The organism is Poseidonibacter lekithochrous, assembly GCF_018861145.1.
Taxonomy (GTDB): domain Bacteria; phylum Campylobacterota; class Campylobacteria; order Campylobacterales; family Arcobacteraceae; genus Poseidonibacter; species Poseidonibacter lekithochrous_A.
Genome location: NZ_JAHKQT010000023.1, coordinates 158,901 through 184,490, shown reverse-complemented (window position 1 = coordinate 184,490; position 25,590 = coordinate 158,901). Strand labels below are relative to the sequence as shown.

At 27.8% G+C, this 25,590-nt stretch carries 21 protein-coding genes and 1 riboswitch; of the genes, 10 read left to right on the top strand and 11 right to left on the bottom strand.

The genetic code is table 11. The features are described 5' to 3' along the window. Position 1: 1 nt before the first annotated feature. Entirely contained in the window at positions 2–1,219 is a 1,218-nt protein-coding gene (trpB, locus tag KO488_RS09110) for a tryptophan synthase subunit beta (protein ID WP_216058488.1), read from the bottom strand. Positions 1,220–1,254: 35 nt separating this feature from the next. Next, positions 1,255–2,376 carry a molecular chaperone DnaJ gene (gene dnaJ, locus KO488_RS09105; RefSeq protein ID WP_216058487.1) on the bottom strand — a complete coding sequence of 374 codons (1,122 nt, stop codon included), beginning with the start codon at positions 2,374–2,376 and terminating at the stop codon, positions 1,255–1,257. An 82-nt stretch (positions 2,377–2,458) separates the two neighbouring features. Here dnaJ and recR point away from each other — a divergent pair, with 82 nt between their 5' ends. The 4 genes from recR to KO488_RS09085 are packed head-to-tail and all read left to right on the top strand — an operon-like array spanning position 2,459 to position 5,642. After that, complete coding sequence (recR, locus tag KO488_RS09100; RefSeq protein ID WP_216058486.1) at positions 2,459–3,031, top strand: recombination mediator RecR; 573 nt, start codon at positions 2,459–2,461, stop codon at positions 3,029–3,031. A gap of 1 nt (position 3,032) precedes the next feature. Then, positions 3,033–3,206: a uracil-DNA glycosylase gene (locus tag KO488_RS09095; protein ID WP_216058485.1), complete on the top strand. Its 174-nt coding sequence runs from the start codon at positions 3,033–3,035 to the stop codon at positions 3,204–3,206. Between the two features lie 6 nt (positions 3,207–3,212). Further along, positions 3,213–4,709, top strand: coding sequence for a PAS domain-containing sensor histidine kinase (locus KO488_RS09090; RefSeq protein WP_216058484.1), 1,497 nt, complete (start codon positions 3,213–3,215; stop codon positions 4,707–4,709). A 9-nt stretch (positions 4,710–4,718) separates the two neighbouring features. Next, positions 4,719–5,642, top strand: a complete 924-nt coding sequence (locus KO488_RS09085; protein ID WP_216058483.1) for a dUTP diphosphatase — start codon at positions 4,719–4,721, stop codon at positions 5,640–5,642. 54 nt (positions 5,643–5,696) lie between these two features. On the opposite strand, the gene KO488_RS09080 is transcribed toward KO488_RS09085, so the two are convergent. Genes KO488_RS09080 through KO488_RS09060 form a run of 5 tightly spaced genes read right to left on the bottom strand, consistent with a single transcriptional unit; the run spans position 5,697 to position 12,348 of the window. Beyond that, positions 5,697–6,197: a gamma carbonic anhydrase family protein gene (locus KO488_RS09080; protein WP_216058482.1), complete on the bottom strand. Its 501-nt coding sequence runs from the start codon at positions 6,195–6,197 to the stop codon at positions 5,697–5,699. Positions 6,198–6,205: 8 nt separating this feature from the next. Next, positions 6,206–8,791: a M14 family metallopeptidase gene (locus KO488_RS09075; RefSeq protein WP_216058481.1), complete on the bottom strand. Its 2,586-nt coding sequence runs from the start codon at positions 8,789–8,791 to the stop codon at positions 6,206–6,208. 3 nt (positions 8,792–8,794) lie between these two features. Beyond that, a complete protein-coding gene (locus tag KO488_RS09070; RefSeq protein ID WP_216058480.1) occupies positions 8,795–10,309 on the bottom strand; it encodes a helix-hairpin-helix domain-containing protein in 1,515 nt (504 codons plus the stop codon). Positions 10,310–10,330: 21 nt separating this feature from the next. Next, positions 10,331–11,233 (bottom strand): ATP-grasp domain-containing protein, encoded by a 903-nt coding sequence (locus KO488_RS09065; RefSeq protein WP_216058479.1) that lies wholly within the window; start codon positions 11,231–11,233, stop codon positions 10,331–10,333. Positions 11,234–11,256: 23 nt separating this feature from the next. Continuing rightward, positions 11,257–12,348 carry a M20 family metallopeptidase gene (locus KO488_RS09060; RefSeq protein WP_216058478.1) on the bottom strand — a complete coding sequence of 364 codons (1,092 nt, stop codon included), beginning with the start codon at positions 12,346–12,348 and terminating at the stop codon, positions 11,257–11,259. Between the two features lie 226 nt (positions 12,349–12,574). Then, a riboswitch (TPP riboswitch) is annotated at positions 12,575–12,689 on the top strand. A gap of 68 nt (positions 12,690–12,757) precedes the next feature. On the opposite strand from KO488_RS09060, the gene KO488_RS09055 reads away from it, so the two are divergent. Then, positions 12,758–14,869: a TonB-dependent receptor gene (locus tag KO488_RS09055; RefSeq protein ID WP_216058477.1), complete on the top strand. Its 2,112-nt coding sequence runs from the start codon at positions 12,758–12,760 to the stop codon at positions 14,867–14,869. Between the two features lie 66 nt (positions 14,870–14,935). Here KO488_RS09055 and KO488_RS09050 read toward each other — a convergent pair whose 3' ends face one another. Next, positions 14,936–16,183, bottom strand: coding sequence for an argininosuccinate synthase (locus KO488_RS09050; RefSeq protein ID WP_216058476.1), 1,248 nt, complete (start codon positions 16,181–16,183; stop codon positions 14,936–14,938). Between the two features lie 69 nt (positions 16,184–16,252). On the opposite strand from KO488_RS09050, the gene KO488_RS09045 reads away from it, so the two are divergent. Genes KO488_RS09045 through lptB form a run of 4 tightly spaced genes read left to right on the top strand, consistent with a single transcriptional unit; the run spans position 16,253 to position 18,626 of the window. Further along, on the top strand, positions 16,253–16,504 hold the full coding sequence (locus tag KO488_RS09045; RefSeq protein ID WP_152188465.1) for a S4 domain-containing protein: 252 nt from the start codon (positions 16,253–16,255) through the stop codon (positions 16,502–16,504). A 4-nt stretch (positions 16,505–16,508) separates the two neighbouring features. Further along, positions 16,509–17,489 carry an anthranilate phosphoribosyltransferase gene (gene trpD, locus KO488_RS09040; protein ID WP_216058475.1) on the top strand — a complete coding sequence of 327 codons (981 nt, stop codon included), beginning with the start codon at positions 16,509–16,511 and terminating at the stop codon, positions 17,487–17,489. 8 nt (positions 17,490–17,497) lie between these two features. Beyond that, positions 17,498–17,911 carry a tRNA (adenosine(37)-N6)-threonylcarbamoyltransferase complex ATPase subunit type 1 TsaE gene (tsaE, locus tag KO488_RS09035; protein WP_216058474.1) on the top strand — a complete coding sequence of 138 codons (414 nt, stop codon included), beginning with the start codon at positions 17,498–17,500 and terminating at the stop codon, positions 17,909–17,911. Further along, positions 17,904–18,626, top strand: a complete 723-nt coding sequence (gene lptB, locus KO488_RS09030; protein ID WP_152188458.1) for an LPS export ABC transporter ATP-binding protein — start codon at positions 17,904–17,906, stop codon at positions 18,624–18,626. Before tsaE ends, lptB begins: the two co-directional genes overlap by 8 nt. A 19-nt stretch (positions 18,627–18,645) precedes the next feature. Here lptB and KO488_RS09025 read toward each other — a convergent pair whose 3' ends face one another. From KO488_RS09025 to kdsB, 3 genes are all read right to left on the bottom strand, one after another. Then, entirely contained in the window at positions 18,646–19,968 is a 1,323-nt protein-coding gene (locus KO488_RS09025; RefSeq protein WP_216058473.1) for a diguanylate cyclase, read from the bottom strand. Further along, the gene (locus tag KO488_RS09020) at positions 19,965–21,944 is read right to left on the bottom strand and encodes an EAL domain-containing protein (RefSeq protein ID WP_216058472.1); all 1,980 of its coding nucleotides are present in this window, start codon (positions 21,942–21,944) and stop codon (positions 19,965–19,967) included. Before KO488_RS09020 ends, KO488_RS09025 begins: the two co-directional genes overlap by 4 nt. A gap of 89 nt (positions 21,945–22,033) precedes the next feature. Continuing rightward, positions 22,034–22,756, bottom strand: coding sequence for a 3-deoxy-manno-octulosonate cytidylyltransferase (gene kdsB / locus KO488_RS09015; protein WP_216058471.1), 723 nt, complete (start codon positions 22,754–22,756; stop codon positions 22,034–22,036). Between the two features lie 88 nt (positions 22,757–22,844). Between kdsB and polA the strand changes: the two genes are divergently transcribed. Further along, positions 22,845–25,523 (top strand): DNA polymerase I, encoded by a 2,679-nt coding sequence (gene polA, locus KO488_RS09010; RefSeq protein ID WP_216058470.1) that lies wholly within the window; start codon positions 22,845–22,847, stop codon positions 25,521–25,523. The last annotated feature ends 67 nt before the right edge of the window (positions 25,524–25,590 follow it).

The window sequence follows — 25,590 nt, the reverse complement described above, 5'->3', positions numbered from 1 at the left end:
TTTAAAACTTCGCATTTGGAATAGGGTACTTTTCAACTACAAAGTCAATGTCTTTATCTCCACGTCCTGATAAGTTAACTAAGATAGTTTTATCAGCAGCTAAAGTTTTAGCTAATTTCATAGCAAAGCCTATAGCATGTGCTGATTCTAAAGCTGGAATAATACCTTCTAATTGAGAAAGCTTATAAAAAGCATCTACTGCTTCATTGTCATCACATAAACCAACTTTTGTTCTACCTATATCCTTTAAATGAGCATGTTCAGGTCCAACAGATGGGTAATCAATTCCTGAACCAATTGAATAAACGGGTGCAGGTTCACCATTTTCATCTTTTAACATAATAGAGTTAAATCCATGCATGATACCTTCTTCACCATAAGTTAAAGAAGCAGCATGCTCACCTAGATTTTCACCAATTCCCATAGGTTCAACACCTATTAGATTTACATCAACATCGTCAATAAAACCTGCAAATATACCCATTGCATTTGATCCGCCACCAACACATGCAACAACATGATTAGGATTTGAATCTTCTAATTCTTTAAATTGTTCTTTTGCTTCAAAACCTATAATACTTTGAAAATCTCTTACCATCATTGGAAATGGATGAGGACCTACAACTGAACCAATACAATATATTGCATCTTCAGTTTGAGATACATATGATTCAAATGCAGAATCAACAGCTTCTTTCAATGTTTTTAAACCATGAGTAGCAGGTATAATTTTTGCACCAAGAATTTTCATTCTAATAACATTAGGATGTTCTTTAGCAATATCAACTTCACCCATATGAATTTCACACTCTAATCCAAAATAAGCAGCAGCAGTAGCAAGTGCAACTCCGTGTTGTCCTGCTCCTGTTTCTGCGATTACTTTAGTTTTCCCTAGATGTTTTGCTAATATTACTTCAGCCATACAGTGGTTTAATTTATGTGCACCTGTATGATTTAAATCCTCTCTTTTTAAATATATTTTTGCACCACCACAATATTTTGTTAAATTTTTAGCAAAAGAAATTGGCGTTGGTCTTCCTTGATAATGCTTTCTAACATATTTAAGCTCATCAATAAATTCAGGAGATTTTTTAAGTTGTTCATATGCTTTTTCTATATCAGCAAATGGTTTTTCAAGCATTGGTGGGATAAAAGAACCACCAAATCTACCGAAATAACCATCTTTATTGGGCGTACTTTCTAAATAATTAGATTTCATATTTTTCCTTAAGATTATTTTTAAATTTTAATTATTTATGAAAACCATTTCTTTGCTTTTTCAAACATACCTTCAAAACTTGTTTCATGAGGTTTACTCTCAACACCAAAGCTTTCTTGTAATTTTTCTAAAAGTTCTTTTTGTTCATTATCTAATTTTTTAGGATATTCAATTTTAATTTGTACTACTAAATTACCCTTACCATAACCTTGAACAGATTTTACACCTTCATTTTTAAATGTAAACTGTTGTTTATCTTTAGCACCCGCTGGAATCTCAAGTTCTAATTCACCTCTTAATCCAGGTATTGTAATCTTTCCACCAAGAGCAACTTGTGTAAAGAAAATTGGTGCTTCATAATATATATCATCATCATGTCTAACAAAGTGAGAATCTTCTTTAACTGAAACTTCAAGGTATAAATCTCCTCTTGTTCCATCAGGAGCAATATTCCCTTTATTAGAAACTCTAATTCTCATTCCATCATTTACACCTTCAGGAATATCAACTTTAAAATTATCTTTAACTTCATCATATCCTGTACCATTACATTTTTTACAAGATGCACTAGCTGCTTGTCCTGAACCTTGACATGTTGGACAAGTTTGTGCAAAAGTCATAAAACCTTGTCTTGCATGAACTTGACCTTGTCCTGCACATGTTGAACAAGTAGATAATTTACCATCTTTAGCACCTGTTCCTTTACAAGATTTACAAGCTGTTTTATAATGATATTTTATATCTTTTTTACATCCAAAGATTGCTTCATTAAATTCTAATCTTACTTCAACAGCAACATCTAAATTATAGTTATACGATTTTCTCTGTCTTCTAGAGCCTCCGCCACCAAAAGATGATCCAAACATTTCTTCAAAAACTGAACCTAAATCATCAAATCCACCTGAGAAACCACCTCTTTGTTGTCCATGTCCTTCTAGACCAGCTTTTCCATGTCTATCATAAATCGCTCTTTTTTCTTGATCGCTTAATACTTGATATGCTTCATTTACCGCTTTAAATGATTCTTCAGCTTCACTATCACCTGGATTTTTATCTGGATGATACTTCATTGCCATTTTTCTATATGCTTTTTTTATAACACTTTTATCAGCATCTCTACTTACTTCTAATAGTTCATAGTAATCAATTTCAGTCAATGTAAACTCCTATATAATATTTATATTTGATCTAAGCCGCGATTTTATCTAAAAAAAAATAAATATTTGATATAATCGCGATATGAAAAAAGGCCTAGAAAAATTTTACGAACTAGTTGAAGCATTTGAATCATTACCAACAATAGGAAAGAAATCTGCACTAAGGTTAGCTTACCATGTTGTTATGAATGATAATTATTGTGGAATAAAGATTGCACATAGTATTGAAAATGCTTTAAAAAATATTACTAAATGTGTTAAATGTGGTTCTATGAGTGAGCATGAAATATGCGAAGTGTGTTTAGATGACTCAAGAGATAATACAAAAATGTGCATTGTTCAAAGTGCAAAAGATATATTTATAATTGAAGATTCTAAACAATTTGATGGTAAATATTTTGTTATTGAAGAGTTAGAACAACACTCCCTTGATAGTTTAATAAATTTTGTTGATGATAATGATGTAGAAACAATTCTATTTGCAATCACTCCATCAATTGCTAATGATGCTTTTATACTTTATATTGAAGACAAATTAAAAAATAAAGATATAAAATTTACAAAAATTGCTCAAGGTGTTCCTACTGGTGTTAGCTTAGAAAATGTTGATATCTTGTCTTTATCTAAAGCAATACAAAGTAAAGTTGAAATTTAATATGAGTACAAAAAGAATAGTCTGCCAAAGATGTGTTTATTATTATGTAACATGGGAACAAAACAAACCTCATGGTTGTAATGCATACGGATTTAAATCACAACAATTACCCTCAATTGTTGTAAAAAATTCAAGTAAAATGGATTGTAATTTCTACCAAGAAAAACAAAGATAATAGATAATGAAGCAATTTCAATTAAAAGAACAAATTGATAATTTTAAGAAAAATAAATTTGCTATTATTAGATACTGGATTAATAAAGAAAATATAATACTTATTTTAAATACTAGAAAAATTGATAAAGAATTATTTATAAAAAGATATGCTTTTGGTTTATTAGATTATTATATCAATATAATTAGTGAAACTATGATAATTGGGAAATGTTCATCAACAAATGATTTTCTTAGCTATTTAAATAAACAAGATGTAAAACCTGAAGAACTTTTTATTCTTTGTTCAGGTCTTAAAAATGCACTACTTGAATTTTTAATTGAATTAAATTTAAACAATCTTGAAATTACAAATGAATTAAATATACTTTTTGAAAAGGTTTTTACAAACTCATTAAAAATTTATAATAAAAAAGCAAAAGCTATAGAAGAAGCATTAAATAAATCAGCTGATATAGTTGATAAACAAGTTATTTTATCAAGAACTGATATTAATGGAAAGATTATAAAAGTATCATCTGCATTTTGTAAAGTAAATGGTTATAAAAGCTCAGAACTAGTTGGAAAATCACATAATATTTTAAAACATAATGATACAGCAAAAGAGATTATAGATGATTTATGGAAAACTATTAGTGCTGGAAAGATTTGGGTAGGTGAGCTAAAAAATACTAAAAAGAATGGAGATTTTTATTGGGTTGAAACAACAATTTATCCAAACTTTGATAATATGGGGAATATAATAAGTTTTGATGCCATTAGTCAAAATATAACTTCAAAAAAAGTTATAGAAAGTCAACAAAATTTATTAATTGAACAATCAAAACATGCAGCAATGGGTGAAATGATTTCTATGATTGCTCATCAATGGAGACAACCTTTACAAGCTGTTTCAATTTTAGTGCAAAAGCTTCCACTTACAAAGATGATTGATGGTGAAATTACGGATAAATTACTTGATAGTGTTGTTGATGATGTTGGAAAACAACTTAATTATATGTCAAAAACTATTGATGATTTTAGAGATTTCTTTAAGCCAAATCGCAATAAAGAACTTATAGATATTTCAATAATAATAAATAAGTCTTTAGATTTTTTAGGATATTTATTAAAAGCTAATTCGATTAAATTAAATATTAAAAATGATACACAAATAAAAGTTTTTGTATATGTAAATGAAATAGTTCAAGCAATTATAAATATTATAAAAAATTCATGTGATATATTAACTGAAAAAAAGATTGAAGAAAAAGTTATTAATATTTCAACTTTAAAAGAAGATGGTTATATTTGTATTATGATTGAAGATAATGCAGGTGGAATACCAAATAATGTTATAGGAAAAATATTTGAACCATATTTTTCTACAAAAACTAATAAAAATGGAACAGGATTAGGTTTATATATGTGTAAAACAATAATTGAACAACATAGTCATGGTGTTATAAGTGTTGAGAATACAAATATAGGTGCTATGTTTACCATTAAATTACCAGTAGAATAGGAGATAAGTTTGTTATATAAAGATTTTAAAACTAGTATTAAGTCATTGGGGTTTTTATCAATTGAAGATTTTATGAAATATATAGGTGTTAGATCAGTAGATGTTTTAGAATGGGAAGAAAAAGATGATGTTCCTTATACTGTTTCATTAATAGTACATTTATTAAAAGGTGAAAAAAACATTCCTAATGATAGTGCTTTAGATAGTGTTATTGAAGAATGTTTACCATTAGCTTCACTTTTAGAAGAAGCTTCATCTTTCCCTCATAAATTAGAAGAAATGTTTTTATTACAAAAACAATTAAATGATTCTACAAATGGAAAGAATTGGGAACTAGGTATTAATAGGTTTGGTAAAGATATAAATTGGCTTAGATGTATTCATATGGAAGTTGCAGAGTTAATTGAATCAACTCCATGGAAACATTGGAAAAATATCAATGCCCAACCTGATATGAATAATATTCATGTAGAGCTTGTTGATATTTGGCATTTTTTAATGTCTTATATTTTACAAGAAACAAATGTTCCAAGAGCTGTATCTTTAGTAAATACGCACTGTATTTATGAAGCAGTTGAAAATGTGGATGCAAAAGCAATGGTAAAAGAAGCAGAAAAATTATCTTATATTTCACTAGCAATTGAAACTGGTAATATGCCAACATTTTCTGGAATTGAAAGATTTATAGATCAATTTTTTAGATGTTGTAAAATCTCTGGGTTATCTTTTACTTGGTTACAAAAACTTTATATCGGTAAAAACTGTTTGAATAAATTTAGACAAGATAATGGATATAAAGAGGGCTCATATATAAAAGAATGGAATGGTAGAGAAGATAACGTTGTAATGGTAGAAATTATTGAAACTATGGAAAATGTTAGTTTTGATATTTTATATGAAGAGTTAACTCAAGCATATAGTAAGTGTAAATAATAGATAAAACAATAAATAATAGCTTAGTAAATATTTTACTAAGCTAAACTTTTTTTAAGAATAATCGTTTTTATAATCCACATAATGAGCAGCATGATTAATTAAGCCTTGCTCATCTTCATGCGTTAGTTGTTTTACAACCTTTGCAGGACTTCCCATAATCAAAGAATTAGGAGGAAATACTTTTCCCGAAGTTACAAGTGAATTAGCTCCTACGATTGAACCTTGCCCAATAACTGCATTGTCCAAAATTGTTGCACTCATACCAATTAAGCAATTATCTTCAATTTTACAGCCATGAAGCATAACTTTATGTCCAATTGTTACATTATCTCCAATAATTGTCTGTGAATCCACATCTGTATGAATCATTGATAAATCTTGTATATTAGTATTTTTTCCAATTATAATTTTATTAACATCAGATCTTAATACACACTGGAACCATACAGATGAATTCTCACCTATAGTAACTTGTCCAATAACATCGGCACTTGGAGCTATCCAAGCGCTTGGGTTAATTTGTGGATAATGTTCTTTAAATTTTAAAATCATAAATTTTCCTATTTTGCTGTATATTTTAATATTACAGGTTTAGAATAATTTGGAACTTCATCATAAGTAAAAATAGCATAATACTTATCAATATCTAAAGCACCAAAATCATCAAAAGTATAGTCATCCATTCCAGCAAAAAGTTTTTGACCATCATGAGTAGAGTAGGGTTCTCTATATGCATTCTTCATAACTTTAACACCTTTTAAATCCCTATGTTTAGGATTTGTCCAAGTGATTTTAATCTTTCCATTTTCTGTAATTAATTGTGCATTCTCAACTTGTGGCAATGCTTCTCTTCTTTTAGGAATATGCTCAATTATAAGTTTAGGACTTAATGATTGATTTTTTGTTTCCCAAGATACAGTTTTACTTCTATTAGCTTTTTTAGAGGAAGTTGGTCTTAAAACAAATGCAACATCACTTTTATTTTTAAGCTTTTCATTTAAAGTAATTTCTGAAAAAGTGTCAAAAGCAAAATATTGTGTTTGATTATTTTTAAGTTCATTTGCACTTACATCATAACCAATATTTTGAATAATCTCTCTATTTACAATCCCTTCATAATCTTTATCAATATTTTCATCAACAAATTCTAAATGGAATCTAATATCGTCTTTAATATAGATTTTTGTTGAATTTAATTCAAAGTAAGCTCGTGTTATAAAAGTTTCATTATATGGTGGTAGCGATGAAATATTAAATTCAAAAGAAGAATAAATTTTACTTCCTTCATCATCATAACCCGAAATTAATTCATCTGGTTTAATTCCATCTTTACTCAAGGTACATAATGATTTTGGATATAAAGTAGTAACTGTTGGTTTTATTGTGTATGTAAGTTCAAGTCTTGGTCTATAAGGTAATCCATAACCAAATCTTCCATATCCAATATCCCATTGCATCATTTGTCTTGTTCTACCAATAATTAACTCTTTAGGGCCTTCTACTCTTAAAACAACTTTTCCATTTTTAGCAACTTCTTGTAAACATTCACATTCAATTCCAGAAAGTTCCCATGTTCTCCATATACCTTGTGTAAGTTTATCTGATGATGTAGGTCTTCCAATATATTGTAATATTTTCATATTATCAACATCATCAAAATCTGTAATATCACCCATTGCTTCTTGATCAACAATTCCTACATTCCATTCACCATATTTTTCAATAGTTGTAGAAACTCTATTAATAGGATAAAGATTTACACTTGCAGATTTAATAATTGCATCTTCTGGAAGAGAAGCTACATTAATTGTAACAATTGCGTATGAAATACCCTTATTTTCATCAACTCCAACAAATAAAGAGTTAATTCCAAAGTGTTTTGCATTGTCATTTATATTTTCAGCTACATATCCCGTCTCTTTAGATGCTGCATAATATGTTCTTGAGAACTCATCATATTCTGTATCAGTTCTAAGTGCAATTTGAGGATAAAATGGTGATTTTTGATTAGTTTTTTTGCTAACTGCTCTAATATTATAGAAATAATCTTTATTACTTTGTAAATTAATATCACTAAATTCTAAATTTTGTGTGCTACCAATTAAATTAGAGCTGTTACAAAATGACTTGTTTTTCAAGCTTCTATAAATTTCAAAGAATACACCTTTTTCACCTGAATATTCCCATTTTAAATTTGCATGATTTGAGCCAATTTCTGTAATTTCAAAAGAATCAACTCTTTTTATCTTATTGTTTTTATCATAATTTGGAACTTCTTTTACAGCTGCTAATAATGCAGGAATATGCTCCCTTAAGTGCTCATCCATATCATCCATATAATCAGAAATATTTCTTGTACCAACTTCAACTACACTTGCAATAATTCCTCTTGAATGATAAAACTCTCTACCTGAACCTGAAATAAGTTTAGTAGGTGGCTTTCCTTGGTGAATACCATATTCTCTACCTGATATTTTTTTTATTTCTTCTGCCATATTTGCACATAAAGTATTCATATCTGTTGTATCGATTGTATCTTCATGCCTAAAATCATGTGCAGGGAAAAATACATTTCCTTGTGAGTGATAATCTAAAGCAATTGAAATATTATCATGAGCTTCAACGAAATCTCTTAATGCTCTTGTTTCTGGTTCCGAAAATGGTTCTGGACCTCCATATACATTTGATGAAGGAACTGAAGATTTCACATAACCTATTGGAAAGTTTCTATTTAAATCAACTCCATAAGTTCCATCTGCATTTACACGTCTATTTTTTCTCCAAAAAGAAAAGTGATTTTTTGAGTATTCATATCCATCAGGATTAGCACAAGGAACCATATAAATAGTAGTATTTTCTAAGTATGATTGAATAATAGGATCATTTTCATAGTTTTCTAATACATATCTAGCAAATTCAATTGCTACTTCATGTCCTACCCATTCTCTTGCATGTATAGTACCTGTAAAAAATAATGCAGGTCTAGTATGCGCCGTTTTTATATCTTTAGAGATAGTAATTAGATTAATATCTCTTTTTTCCCAAGTTTTCCCAATTGACTCTAGTTTAATATACTTAGAGTATCTATTTTCTAAATCTTTGAAAATATCAGTAGACTCATTATATGATCTATAAAGTTGTTTCAAAAATTAATCTCCTATTTTTAGTCTAGATTTTAGTTGAGTAAATTTACTTTTACCAATTCCTTCAATATCTTTTAATTGGTCTAAATCTTTAAATTCCTCAATTTTTTCTTTAAAATCTAAAATGATTTTTGCTAGTTTAGCACCAATACCTTTTATTTTCTTTAAAGTATTTTCATCAGCATTATTAATGTTAACTCTCATATCAGCAACATTCTGATCCCAAGTTTTAATCATTTGCTCATCTATTGATTCTAATTCTAATAAATCACTTGCATCTGTAATTGTATTATTTTCTTTAAAGTCCATAATCTCAATAGCTAACTCATCTTCCATTCCATGAAGTGTCATTAAATCTGTTAACGATGCTAGATTGAAATTTATTTTATTTATTAATGCATCATCTTGAATATCTTTTGTTTGAATATCTTCAAGTTGTACATATGTAGGCAATTTATCATAAGAATACTCTTCAGGATAATCACTAGGATCATTTAATAGTGTTTTTTCCATATCGAAAGAACTCTCTTTTTCATTTATAAAATATGCTCCATCACAAGATGGACTATATTTACTAAATCCAATATGTCTCATAGTTCTTAATAATGATGGATCAATTTTACCTAATTCTACCCATGAATATAAAGGAACATGAGGCATTTTAAACTTACCATTTGAGAAGTCCCACATTAAATATTGACAAATCCAATCTCTAATATAAGGGAAAGCAGCAAATGCAGTTGCACATTCTAAAATATATGGTTTATCATCATTTGAATCTATTGCAATATCACAAGCCCAATACTCAGCTTTTGCAGCTTTAGAAGCTTTTACTGCAAGTTCAAGTGCATTCATAGGAACATTTTCATAAGACATTGTTCCACCTTGAGAAGTGTTTGTAATCCATTCTCCTTCACCTGAGAAACGCCAAAAGGCACAAACTGGTTTATGCCCAATTAACATTACTCTTAAATCTCCAGAGTATTTTAAATCAATTCCATTTTGAGTATAAATAGGATCATATTTTTCTTTTTCTAATAAAGCATGAGCTTCTTTAAAATTATCAGCTTTATGAACATAATATCCACCATAATTAGATGGACCATAAGACTTTTTAATAATTTGAGGATATGTTGCTTCATTTTTTAAATAATCATAAGCTTTTTCTTTATTTTGATGAAAAATCTTTGTTTTAGGAATTGCAATATTATGTTTTTCACAAAATAAAGTAACATTCTCTTTTGATTTATTAGGGAACTGAGTTTCTAGTGATGGAACAAATCTTACATGAGGAAGTTCGTTTGAAATTTCTCTAAATGTTTCATAAGCAGTTGCTGGAATATTTCCAATTAATACATCAATCTTCTTAGCTCTAACTTCATTGATAAATCTTTGTTTATCTTTTCCCCAATGATATGTAACCGTTTCTATTTTGTTTGGCCATCCTTTGAAATTTGAATAATCAAAAAACCTTAAAACGTAATCCATATATAAAAAGCCTAATTTTGGTAATTTACTCATGTTCTTCCCTTTTCTTATAATTTATTTTTTTGTTTTTCTATCTATTAACTCTACAATTAAATCAATTTTTTTATCATTAAAATTTAATCCCATCTTCTCTTGTTCTGGTGTAGCAAATGCTGGAATTCCATTGACTTCAAGAACAACATACTCTTCTTTTTTTCTATCATAGATAATATCAACACCAGATATATCTAACCCTGTTACTTTAGTTGCTTTTAGTGCCAAATTGATTACTTCATCATTAGGTTCTCTCATAAACACACTTCCACCACTAGTAACATTAGTTCTCCAGTCACTTCCTGAAGCTTTTCTTCCATAACAACCTACAAATTTACCATCAACTATATCAACTCTATAATCTGTATTATCATAATCAATAAATTTCTCTACATAAAAATATCTTAAATCCATTTGATTTAAAAATGGCATTAACATATCAAGTGTTTCTTGATTCTCTATTTTTGTAAGTCCAACACCACCCCAACCATCAGTTGGTTTATATACCATCTTATTCCATTTATTCATTATTGTTTTCAAATGGTGTGTATCATCTCTATGACACAATTTATAATCAGCAGTTTGAATATCATTTTGCCTTAATAAATAAGAAGTTTGAAATTTATCTTCAGATAATTCAAAGGCATCAAAAGAATTTATCATAGGAATTACACGATTTAATGCTTTAGCTAAATAAACTTGATATTGTGTTTGTTCACCTGCATTATATGAGAAAAATAAATCTAGTTTATCAATTTTTTTATCTTCCCAAATAATATGTTTATTTTTTGCAACAGCATCTCTTAAATTAATACCAGGAGTTACTTGAATATCTCTTTCATTTAATTTAGTGATAATCTTTTTTTCGATTTCATCTCCGCCACCATTTTGATATAACCACATACCAATTTTTCTTTTACTCATTAAATGCTCCTTAAAAATTTATGTTACTTTTGAAAAAAACTTAAAATATTAGTCATCATATTAATTCTAAGCTCAAAGCTTTCCTTGGAAGCTCTTTCTTTTTTAGTATGATCACCATCACCAAATGGACCAAATCCATCAATTGTTGTTACTCCACAACTAGAAACATGATTAGCATCACTAACTCCACCCCTTTTTTCAGTAATAATTGTAGTTCCTGTAATTTCTTCAATTTGTTTTATAAGAATGGCTTGACTCTCATTTGATTCCATTACATCTCTTTGAATCAAACCACTAAGTTTAGAGGTAGTACCTTTGATATAAGAAGTATTTGTTATTTCATTTAAAGATGATAGTAGCCTATCTCTTTCCTTATTTGTTGTATATCTAATTTCTAATAACATTTCACATTTTGGAGAAATAGTATTTGCACCAATACCACCTTCAATTTTTCCAACATTTACAGTTGTCCCTAGATCTAAATTTGTTAGTTTTGATAGTTCTTGTAACTTATATGAAGCTTCTAAATTCGCATCAATTCCCTTTAAATATGAAGTTCCAGCATGTGCTGGAACACCTTGGATTGCTATAGTAAAAGTTCCAACACCTTTTCTTCCTGTTACAACTTCTAAATTTGCTCCAGCTGCTTCAAAAACAAAACAATAATCGTAATTTTTTGCTATATCTAAAGTTACATGTTTTGAATCATCACTTCCACTTTCTTCATCTGAAACTAATAAAAAATCAATATTTGTTATCTCATTATTATTCTTGTAGATGTTTCTTAGTGATTGTAATGCTACAATATTTCCACCTTTCATATCACAAACACCAGGTCCATAAACCCAGGTTTCATCTTCTGTAAATCCTTCAAATGTACCAGCAGGAAATACTGTATCATTATGACCTAAAAGCAAAATATTTTTTTGATTATCTTTTCTTTTTGTAGTAAATAATTGATGATTTCCAATTTCTTCTCTTTTATAAGTAGTTTCATTAAAACCTAACTCTTTAAGCCAAGTGGACATAATTTGGCCAACATTATCAACGCCTTCTTTATTTTTAGTATAAGAGTTGATATTTATGATTTTTTCTAGATCTTTTAAGTATTTCATCATTTAATCCATATATAGATATATTTGTAATGAAATTTTACATAAGAATAGTAGCAATACACAAGCAATTTATATTTACATAAAATTTATAATTATATTTTATCTAAAATATTTCTTAAAAAAATAGAAACATGGCTAAAAAATAACCTAATTTATTAAACTATATATAAATTATATATAGCTTATATTAACCTAAGGTTGATTTTATACCATTTATACTAGAATTCCCAAACTCTCGGGGTGCTATATCTTTTAGATTTAGCTGAGAATAGTAACTATTTACTTAACCCGTTGAACTTGAACTGGATAATACCAGCGTAGGGAAGAGTAATGTTTTAATTTAAATGAGTATTAATTTTTTATTTTAATTCTATCCTCTTTCCTTATTAATATTTTAAGGAAATATATAATGAAATCTAACATTTTAAGTGCATTGATGATTACATCATATGCAACACTAAATACAACTGCGATTGCAGATGAAACTATTACACTTGATCCTATTGTTATTGGAGCTGATTTTAGAGAAAAAAAGCTATCACAAACAAGTAATAGTGTAACACTAATAAGTGAAGGTGAAATTTACGATAAAGCATCAAAATCTTTTGTTGAAACTTTAGCATCTACACCAAACGTAAACTTTTCATCAGGTGCATCAAAAGCAAAATATATACAAATCCGTGGAATAGGAGAGAGAAGTCAATTTGAAACACCTGTAAATCCTTCAGTAGGAATTATTGTAGATGGTATTGATTCTTCAAATACTACTTTAGGCATGAGTATGTTTGATGTAAAACAAATAGAAGTATTAAAAGGTCCTCAAGGTACAACTTTTGGTGCAAATGCAATGGCTGGAATGGTTGTTGTAGAAAGTAATGAACCAAGTAAAAAAACACAAGGCCATATTGAAGCAACTGTTGGTGATTATAATACTAAAGCAGTTGGTGTAGCAGTTGGGGGGACACTACTTGAAGATAAACTACTTGGAAGATTTTCTATTTATAAAAATACAAGTGATGGATATATGAAAAATTCATATTTGGATCGTAAGGATACACAAAATATAGATGAACTTTCTATAAAACAACAACTTCGTTGGCTTGTATCTGATGAACATACAATTGATTTTAATTATTCCCATACTAATGTAGATAATGGTTATGATGCATTTACTTTTGATAATTCAAGAGTATCACTTGCTGATGAACCAGGAAAAGATACACAAAAAACAAATGCATTTGCAATTAAATCTACTAATGATTTTAATAAATTTCAAGCTATAACAAAACTTAGTTATTCAAATAGTGATATGACTTACAGTTTTGATGAAGATTGGGCTAATGAAGATTATTATCCAGGGGAAAACTGGAAAGGTTCTGATGAGTATATTAGAAATAAAGAGTACGTTGATTTTGATTTAAGACTTATATCAAATGAATCAAATCGTATTTTTAACGGTGCAACAGATTGGACTATTGGTACATATTATAAAAACTATCAAGAATCTTTAGAACGAAATAGACTTTATGTAGATCTTTATGATAATAATACAGTATATAATACTGAGTATGATGGTGATTATAAAACAGAAAATAAAGCTATTTATGGACAGCTGGATACACATTTAAATGAAAAAGTTACATTTATTACAGGTTTAAGAGTTGAAAATGTTGAATCTGATTATACAGATTCTAATGCAACAGATATTTCTACTGATGAAACACTTCTTGGTGCAAGAATAGGATTAAATTATGCCATAAATAATACTGATTTATATTATATGAGTATTTCACGAGGATATAAACCAGGTGGTGTAAACTCAAGTAGTGAAATACCTGATGCAGCAAGAGAGTTTAAAACAGAAACACTTTGGAATATTGATATTGGTGCAAATAATAGTTATCTTGATAATACACTTCTTAGTCGTTTAAATCTTTTTTATGGAAAAAGAAAAGATCAACAAGTAAAAAGCTCATATGTTCAAAATCCAAATGATCCAGATACTAGCTTTGATGAATATTTCACTAATGCTGCTAAAGGTACATACTATGGGCTTGAAGCACAGTTATCTTATCACATGACAGAAAGTTTATATGTTTATGGTTCTTTAGGTTTACTTAAATCTAAGTTTGATGAATATACAGATCCAAATCCAGACGCTACAGATGTAAATGGTAGAGCACCAGCGCAATCACCAGAATATCAACATAATATTGGTCTTAATTACTTTATTAATGATGATTGGACATTTAAAGCAAACATGGAAGGAAAAGCATCTTATTACTTTTCAAACAGACATAATGAAAAAGCTAAGTCATCAACTATTGGAAATGCAAGTTTAGAATATATTTACAAAGGATTAAGTACTTCATTTTGGATAAGAAATATTACTGATGAAAAAACTGAAGTAAGAGGATTTGGAAGTTTTGGAAATAACCCAGCTAATGGATGGGAAACAGAACTTTATACACAATCAGGAGCACCTCGAACAATTGGTATAACACTATCTTATGATTTCTAGAAATTAAGTTATTTGTAGGAATACAAAAAAGACTATAAAATAGTCTTTTTTGTTAAGTTTTATATTTTATAAATGATAGTATTTTTTATTTTGTCCAGCGATAATAAATCTTAAGGCATTAAGTCTAATAAACCCTTCTGCATCTTTTTGATTATATACTTCATCTTCTTCAAAAGTAGAGTGTGCTTCAGAGAATAAAGATTTTTCAGATTCTCGTCCTACAACAATTACATTACCTTTATAAAGTTTAAGTCTTACTGTACCTTCAACATCTTTTTGTGTACTATCAATTGCGGCTTGAAGCATTTCTCTCTCAGGAGAGTACCAGTAACCTTGATAGATTAACTTTGCATACTTAGGCATTAATTCATCTTTTAAATGTGTTGCTTCTCTATCTAATGTAATAGATTCAATTGCTCTGTGTGCTTTTAACATGATAGTTCCACCTGGAGTTTCATAACAACCACGTGCTTTCATACCTACATATCTATTCTCAACAATGTCAATTCTTCCAATACCATGTTTGTTTCCATACTCATTAAGTGTTCTTAGAATTGTAGCAGGTGACATCTCTTCACCATTAATTGAAATTGGATCACCATTCTTATAACCAATAGTAATGTATTCAGCTTTATCAGGAGCATTTTCAGGAGAAACTGACCATAACCACATTGATTCATCAGGTTCTGAATTTGGATCTTCTAAGCTTAAACCTTCATAAGAAATATGTAAAAGGTTAGCATCCATTGAATACGGACTAACAGCTGGATTACCATTTTCATCTAAATGTTTCTTATCAATTGTAATACCATGATTAGCAGCATAAGTAAGTAACTTTTCTCTAGAATTTAAATCCCATTCTCTCCAAGGAGCAATAACAGTAATATCAGGGTTTAATCCTAAATATCCAAGTTCGAATCTTACTTGATCATTACCTTTTCCAGTCGCTCCATGAGATACAGCATCCGCACCCATCTTTTCAGCAATTTCAATTTGTTTTTTTGAAATTAAAGGACGTGCAATTGAAGTTCCTAATAAATATTCACCTTCATAAATTGCATTTGCTCTAAACATTGGGAATACGTAATCTTTTACGAATTCTTCTTGAATATCTAATATAAAAATATTTTCAGGTTTAATACCCATCGCAAGTGCTTTCTCACGTGCAGGTTCAACTTCTTCACCTTGACCTAAATCAGCTGTAAATGTAATAACTTCAGCATTATATTCATCTTGAAGCCATTTTAAAATAACAGAAGTATCAAGCCCACCACTGTAAGCTAGAACTACTTTTTTAACATCTTTTTTACTCATAAATTTGTCCTATGATTATCATTATTTTTAAGGCTACAATTTTATCTAAAATTAGCTATAATCTTAATTATGAGAATAGATAAATTTTTAAACGCAGTTAATATTACAAAAAGAAGAGCAGTTGCTGAAGATATGTTAGAGCATAAAGTAGTTTTTATAAACAATCTTGCAGTTAAAAAAGCGAAAGAAGTAAAACTTGGAGATATTATTGAAATAAGATATCTTGAAAGAAGTGATAAATTTAAAGTATTACAAATACCAAACGTAAAATCTACACCAAAATCTAAAATGGCTGAATACGTAGAAAAGATAGAAGGATAATTAAATGTTTAACACAGCAAAAATGAAATTTGATGATATCTTTGAAAATAGATTACCACAAGATGAAGTAAAAGAATACTTAATTGAGTTATATGAAAGAGGTGAAACAGCTGCAGAAATTGCTGGAGCTGCAAGTGCTATGAGGGATCATCTTACTCCTTTACCAATTCATTATGATTTAAAAGAAAAAATCATTGACAATTGTGGAACAGGAGGAGATAAATCAAACTCTTTTAATATTTCAACAACAGTTTCAATTCTTTTATCTGCATGTGGTTCATATGTAGCTAAACATGGAAATAGAAGTATTACTAGTAAATCTGGTAGTGCTGATATGTTAGAAGCTTTAAATATTAATCTTAATTTATCTTTAGAGAATTCTGCGAAAATGTTAGAAGAAACTGGCTTTACATTTATGTTCGCTCAAAATCATCATCCTGCAATGAAATATATTATGCCAATTAGAAAAAGCATACCGCATAGAACTATTTTTAATATTCTTGGACCCTTATCCAATCCTGCAACTGTTTCTAAACAGTTAATTGGTGTATTTGATAAGTCATATATAAATAAAATTGCATATGCTTTAGATATGTTAGAAACAAAACGATCAATAATTGTTTCATCAAATGATGGTATGGATGAAATTTCTATATCAGATATATCTTTTGGATCATCATTATTTAATGGAAAAATTGAAGATTTTGAGATTAGTCCAGAAAATTATGGATTAAAATTAGCTCCTAAAGAAGAAATTATTGGAGGAGATGCTGCTTTTAATGCAAATATTACTAAAGAAATTTTTTCAAATAATATTAAGGGTGCAAAGCTTGATATTGTTTTAATAAATACAGCAGCAGCATTAATAGTAGATGAAAAAGCTAGAGATTTTCAAGATGGAATTGCAATAGCAAAAGAAGCTATTCTAAATGGTAAAGCAAAAGAAAAACTTGAACAAATTATCAAAGTTTCAAATCAGTTATAGGCTTTGTTTTGAAAAAAGAGTTTAATTTAGATTTAGAAAATATAAATATTATAGTTAATGAATTAAGAGATATTATAAATGGAGACACTATTGTAATTTTAAGAGGAGATTTAGCAAGTGGTAAAACTACACTTGTTAAAAATTATGTAAAAGCCTTAGGTCTAGATGATTTAGTTACTTCACCTACATTTTCATTACAATCTATTTATTCAGACAATATTTATCACTATGATATTTATAATAAAACTTTGGATGAATTCATAGCTTTAGGTATGCTTGAAGAGTTTGAACATAGTGGGACTCACTTTGTAGAGTGGGGTGATGAAAAATTACAAAATCTATTAATAGAGTATGGATATAATGTAATTTTAGTAGAAATAGAAAAAAGTGATAATAGAAGGTTATATAAGATAAATGCATAAACTAAGAATAACAGATATAACAAAAGCAATAAAAAAAACACAAATTTTACATGGCATTTCATTAGAAGTAAACTCAGGTGAAATAGTTGGTTTACTTGGACCAAATGGTGCTGGAAAAACTACAACATTTTATACAGTTTGTGGTTTAGTAAAACCAACATCCGGTGAAGTTTATTTTGATGACAAAGATATTACAAGTCTTCCTTTACATAAAAGAGCTTTAAGAGGAATAGGATACTTGCCCCAAGAATCTTCTATTTTTAAAGATTTATCAGTAGAAGATAACTTAATGTTAGCAGCTCAAATTGTAACTGATGATAAAGCTGAACAACACAAGCGTGTAGAAGAATTGCTTGAAGTATTTAATATTGAGCCAATACGTCAGCGAAAAGGTGTTTCTTTATCAGGAGGGGAGAGAAGAAGAACTGAAATAGCTAGAGCTTTAGTATCTCATCCTAAGTTTTTATTACTTGATGAACCCTTTGCTGGTGTTGACCCAATTGCAGTAAAAGATATTCAAGAAATTATTGCACAATTAACAAAAATTAATATTGGAGTTTTAATTACAGATCATAATGTAAGAGAAACTTTAGAGATTTGTGATAGAGCTTATGTTATGAAAGCAGGGGCTTTACTTGCAAGTGGAACAAGTGAAGAAATTAGACAAGATAAAAAAGTAAGAGAGCATTACTTAGGAGAAGATTTCAACTTCTAATAGAGTAAAAAAGTAGTAATTATATTTTAGTCACTACTTTATTTCTTCCATTTTCTTTGGCCTCATATAGTGCTTCATCACTTCTACTAATAAAACTTTCTTCTGTATCTTTCTCATTCATAAGAGTAATACCAAAACTTGCAGTTATATTAATATTTTCTTTTGATAGAGGTCTATTACAAATTGTACTTCTAATTTTTTCAGCAACAATAACAGCACCTTCAATATCCGTTTCAGGAAGTAAAATTAGAAATTCTTCTCCTCCCCATCTAACTACTGTATCATGTTCTCTCACATTTTGTAAAATGATTGAAGAAATTTCTTTTAATACTTGATCACCTATTTGGTGTCCATATTTATCATTAACAACTTTGAAAAAATCTATGTCTAATATAACAAGAGATAAATCATTTTTATATCTATGTCCTCTTCTAATTTCTTTTCCAAATAGACTATTAAACTTATTTCTATTAAACAAGCCAGTTAAATTATCATGAGATGCCTGATATTCTAATAGATTTGATTTTTCTTTTAATTCAGTAATATCAGTTAAAGATATTACGTAAAATTCATTTTTATCATCATAATTATCGACATTTATTGTAAATATTCTTATTTCATCTTGAGAATTTTTTATTTTTACAACCCTATCTACTTCTTTTAGACTTTTTATATATTCATAATAACATTTTTGGTTTTTAAGAGATTCTTTTGAAATAAAACCATAATCATCAATAAAACAATCAAATATATTATCAGATAATTTCTTGAATTCTTCAACTGAATTTACTTTAAAAAACTCTAAAAATCTTTTATTCACATTCTTAATAGTAGTACTATTTGATAAAAGTATAATATTATCTTGGGCATCAAGAATAGATTTTATTTTTTGAATTTCGTTGTCAACTCTAGTTTCTAATGAGATATTTAAATTTTCTAGTTTTTCTTTTAAATATATTGGTTCAATCGCTTTTATCATACTTTCAACTAATTGATATAAATCTATTGGTTTCATGGCATAAGTACTAACACCTACATTTATTGCTTTTTTTAAAAAACTAGGATCGTTATGAGCACTTGTAATTACTATTGGTATTTCTTTATTAATTTCTTTGATTTGTGTACACATCTCAAGCCCATCCATTTTAGGCATATTAATATCTGATACAATTAAATCAATACTATCTTTATTCTCTTTAAATTGTTCTAAACCATCTAAACCGTCTTCTGCTGAATATACTTTTTTAACAAGTGAGCCTAATAGTTTTGTTGTAAATTCTCTAACATCTTTTTCATCTTCTACATATAGTACAGAGATATTTTCTAATATTTCTTTATTCATTTTTTATTTCCATTATTAAAATCAGTTAATTTAGGATCTGCTATTGGCGGGGAAAAATAGTATCCTTGTGAATAATCTACTCCTAATTCTTTTGTTAACTCAAATATTTCTTTATTTTCAACATATTCAGCAATTGTTTGTAGGTTTAAATTTTTAGCAAACTCAACTATTGTTTTAGTGATTTGATATGAATTTTCATCAGTTGCAATATTTTTAATTAGTGAAGCATCAATTTTTAAATAATCAATATTCATTTTTAAGATATGTTCAAAGTTTGAATATCCTGAACCAAAATCATCAATTGCTACTTTACAACCTAAATCCTTTATTTGGTCAACAAACAAGATTAAATGACTATAGTCTTTAACATTTTCATCTTCAAGTATTTCAAAAACTACTTTGTTTGATACATTATATTTTTGAAGCATATTTTTTATAAAATCTAAAAAACTAGGATCTTCAATATCTTCATAAGAAATATTTACTGAAAATTCAAAATCTAGATGTTCGAACTTTTTAAAAGATTTTTCAATTACAACTTTTGTTAATTTTGTATATTGATTTGATTTTTTGGATATATCTAAAAAGAAAAAAGGTGCTACAACTTTACCTTCATCATCTATTAGTCGTACTAGACATTCATATTTGTCAACTTTTAAAGTTTTATTATTAATCAAAGGTTGAAAATAAACTTCAATATTATCTCTTATAAAAGCAGACTTTAGTTGTTTTGTCCAAAACATATTATTTTCATATTCTTGTAGTTTATCTAATTCATCATAAAAAACCATATAATCTTTATGATCTTTTTTTGCTGTTTGTAGTGCAATATCAGCAGTAATCAATTTATTGTTTTTATGTGAAAATGACAACCCTGCTGTTAATTTTACATCGATTTCAAATTGGTCAAAATTGAATACAATTTTATCAGATTTTTCTAGTATTTTTTTAATTATTTTAATAAATTCTTCTCTATCATTTTTAATATTTGTAATACAATAAGTATCAGAAGGAAATTTATATAATTTTAGATTTGTATACTCTTTTATGCTATCTTTTATTAAATTACCAAGTTCAATTAAAACTGAATCTCCTGCTTTATGTCCATAAAAGTCATTTATTTCTTTAAAAGAGTTTATATCTAAAATACAAAGTGAAGATAATGTTAAGTTTTTTTCACTTTGCAATTTTGTAATAAGCATTGATCTATTATCTAAATTAGTTAATCTATCTGTATATAAGAGCTTATATAACTCTTTTTTATGATGAAACTCATGACTAATATCATTTAATATGATTATATGTGTACCATTATGCGATAATGAAATCTTTTGTAAAGCATAAAATTTCTCCTCACCATCATTTGTTAAAATACAAACATTAATAGTTTCTTTTGAACATTTATCCATCCAATCATTATTTTTATTATTAAAGCACTCTTCATGTTGAGTGTATATATCCCCAATTTCTGGATATTTATTATTTATCATTTCTAATGAAGTGGAATTTGTTAGTTTGTAAAAGTAATCATTTGCAAATAAAACTTTTTTACCATCAGTTAAAAAGATAGGATTAGTAATATTTTTTATAATAGAGTTTGAAATCTCATTTTCTTGATTATTAAATATACGTTGTTTTAATATATTTGTATATTCTTCTATTTTTATCATTAACATATCTGTATTTACTGGTGTATTTAAATAATCAATATATTTTGAAGATTCATCTATATCAATACTAGAGTCTGTTAATAAAATTACATACGTATAATTTTGTACAGAAGTATTTATTATATCAATGTAATTAGCCACTTGCGTACTTAAAATTATTAAGTCTAAATTCTCTATATCATTTATTATTTTATTACTATCAATAGAAAAATTTATTGTTATGTTTTTTAGCTTTTCATTTGAATAATTTTCAAATTTTTCTAAAGAATTTAATTCTTTATCCGCTATTAAGACATCAAAACGCATTTATTTCCTTATTTCTTTTTATATATTTTACTTAAATTAGCTTAAAATAACTTACTTACCGCATGTGTAACACTAAATCAATAAAATTATTAGTTAAAAATTCTCAAAGCATTATTTAAATCTTCTTGTGTATCAATTCCAAAAGATTTAGATTGAACTTTTACCATTGCAATTTCATAGCCATTGTCAATCGCTCTTAGTTGTTCAAGTTTTTCAATATTTTCTAATTTTGATTCTTTTAACGAGCAAAATTTATTTAATGATTTCTTAGTAAATCCATATATACCTAAATGTCCATTATACAAAGAATTTTCATAGTGATCTCTATGATATGGGACCTTTGCTCGTGAAAAATATATTGCGTTTGAATTTTCATCAAGTATTACTTTTACATGATTTGGATCATCTGCTAATTCTGAAGAAATTTCTTTATGACAAGAGACAATCATTATATCTTCATTATTTTCTTTTACTTTAGAAACACGATCAATTACAGCTTGGACTACTTCTTTTTCAATAAAAGGTTCATCTGCTTGAACATTTACAATTATTTCATTCTCATCCAAGTTTAATTTATTTACAGCTTCATTTATTCTATCAGTTCCACTATTGTGCTCACTTGATGTCATAACAGCATCAAAACCATACTCTTGGGCTAAATCTATTACTTCTTGAGAATCTGTTGCTATTACAACCTTATCTAAAGAGCTTACTTGTTTTGCAGTTTTTATTACCATTGGTAAACCTAAAATATCAACTAATATTTTATTTGCAAATCTACTTGAATTTAATCTTGCTGGGATAATAATCATTTCTTTATTCCTTAGGTTATCAAACCTTGTTTTTAGTGATATTATTATATTATAAAATCTTTAAAGAAGAATATGAAAGAAGAATTTTATGAAAAAAACTATTACTGTTATTGATACCTTTGGCTTCTTATTTAGAAGTTTTTATGCCTTACCACCGTTAAAATCAAAAGATGGCTTTCCTACTGGACTTTTAACTGGATTTATGAATTTTATATCAAATGTAGGAAAAGATTTTGAAACTGACTATATTGTATTTGCATTAGATGCAAAAGGACCTACTTTTAGAAGTGATATTTATACTGAATATAAATCACATAGACCTGATGTTCCAGAAGATTTATTAAAACAACTTCCAATTGCTATTGAGTGGATTGAGAAAATGGATTTTAAAACAGCTATTAAAATCGGATTTGAAGCAGATGATATTATTGCATCAATTGCAAAAGATGCAAAAGAAAAAGGTCTTGAAGTTAGAGTCGTATCACATGATAAAGATTTATACCAATTAATAGAAGAGGGTATTTATTTATTTGATCCAATTAAAAGATCAGTAATCAATGAACAAACTTGTTTTGATAAATATGGTGTTTATCCAAAACAATTTACAGATTACCAATCTTTATTAGGAGATAGTGCGGATAATGTTCCAGGGGTTAAAGGAGTAGGAGCTAAAACTGCCCAAGCTCTAATTGAGCAATTTAATGACTTAGATAATATTTACGCAAATATTGAAAATATTGAAAAGAAAAGGTGGCAAACACTTTTAACAGAAGGGAAAGAATTAGCTTATATTTCCAAAGAACTAGTAACTTTGTCAAAAGATTGTCACTGTATTGATAACTTAGAAGAGTTTCATTTGCCTGTTGAAAATCCAATATTAAGAATTTCTGATACTTTATTGGAATATGGATTAAATAGAGTAGTTGAAAGAGTGAATAAAGAAGGGTTAAACTACAAAACACAATTACCTAAACCAAAAGAGGAATTAAAAACTGAATATATCTTATTAAATGATGAAAAAGAGTTATTTAAAATTTTAAACCAAATTCCAAAAGACTCAATTGTAGCCTTTGATACAGAAACAACAAGTGTTGATACTATAAATGCACAAATTGTAGGTTTCTCTTTCTCTTATGAAGAAACAAAAGCATATTATGCTCCAATATCTCACTTTTATTTAGGAGCACCTGAGCAAATATCAGAAGATGCTGCTAAAAAAGCAATAAATATTTTAAATACTTTTAAATTAGTTCTTCAAAACTTTAAATATGATTATGAAATTGTAAAATTTAATTTAGGTATTGAATTAAAATTATACGCTGATACAATGATTTTAGCATGGCTTTTAAATACAAGTCAAAGAGTTGGTTTAGATTTTCAAGTTGAAAAATATTTTGACCATAAAATGATTGCATTTAAAGATGTAGTTAAAAAAGGCGAAAACTTTTCAAATGTTGAAGTATCAAAGGCTTGCGAATATGCTGCTGAAGATGCTTTAATGACTTTAAAACTATATAACAAGCTTTTAGAAGAGTTTGAAGATGAAGATAATAAAGTTTTACTAAAACTAGCAAAAGATGTAGAATTTGACTTTATATATGTATTAGCAAATATGTTTGAAAAAGGTATAAAAGTTGATGTTAAAAAACTTGAAGAACTTAAAGAATCAAATAATAAAACAATTCAAGAGCTAATATCAAAAATATATGAAGCAGCAGGAACTGAATTTAATATTAACTCACCTAAACAATTAGGTGTTGTTTTATTTGAACAATTAAAATTACCTCCTTCAAAGAAAACAAAAACAGGATATAGTACAAATGAAGTAGTCTTACACAAATTGTTTGACACTCATGAGGTTATTCCTTTATTATTAAAGTATAGAGAAGCCTTTAAGCTACAATCTACATATATTGAACCCTTATTAGACCTAGGGCTTAAAAATCCAGAGAATCGTATATATACATCATTCTTACAAACAGGAACAGCAACAGGTAGACTTAGCTCTAAAAATCCAAATTTACAAAATATTCCAGTAAGAACACAAGCTGGAGCTGAAATTAGATCAGCATTTATTCCAAAAGAGGGTTACAAACTTGTAGGAATTGATTATTCGCAAATTGAATTAAGATTGCTTGCACACTTTAGTGAAGATAAAGCCTTAGTTGAAGCTTTTAATTCAGGTGAAGATATTCACTATCAAACTTCTGTAAAGATATTTGGAGAGGAACAGGCTAAAGAGAAGAGATCTGTAGCTAAATCTATTAACTTTGGTTTATTGTATGGAATGGGTAGTAAAAAACTTGCAGATACATTAGGAATTACTACAAAAGAAGCAAAAACATATATAGAATCATATTTTGAAGCATTTGTAAGTGTTAAAGATTATTTAAAGTCTATAGAAGAATATGCTTTTGAACATGGATATGTTGAAACTTTATTAAAGAGAAAAAGATTATTTGATTTTGATGCAGCAAATGGAATGCAAAAAGCAGCTTATTTAAGAGAATCAGTAAATACATTATTTCAAGGAAGTGCAGCTGATTTGATAAAACTTTCAATGATTGAAATTTATAAAAAATATAAAAATAATGATAAAGTGAGTATGTTATTGCAAATTCATGATGAACTTATCTTTGAAATTGAAGAAAATGAAGTAGAAATAATAACTAGTGACTTAATTAAAATAATGGAAAACATTTTTACTCTAAACGTGCCATTAAAGGTATCCAGCACGATTGGAAATTCTTGGCAGGATTTAAAATAGTATTAAAACTAACTTAATATTGTAAAATATCTACAATTACTTTGACATATTAAGTTTTTTTTGTTAT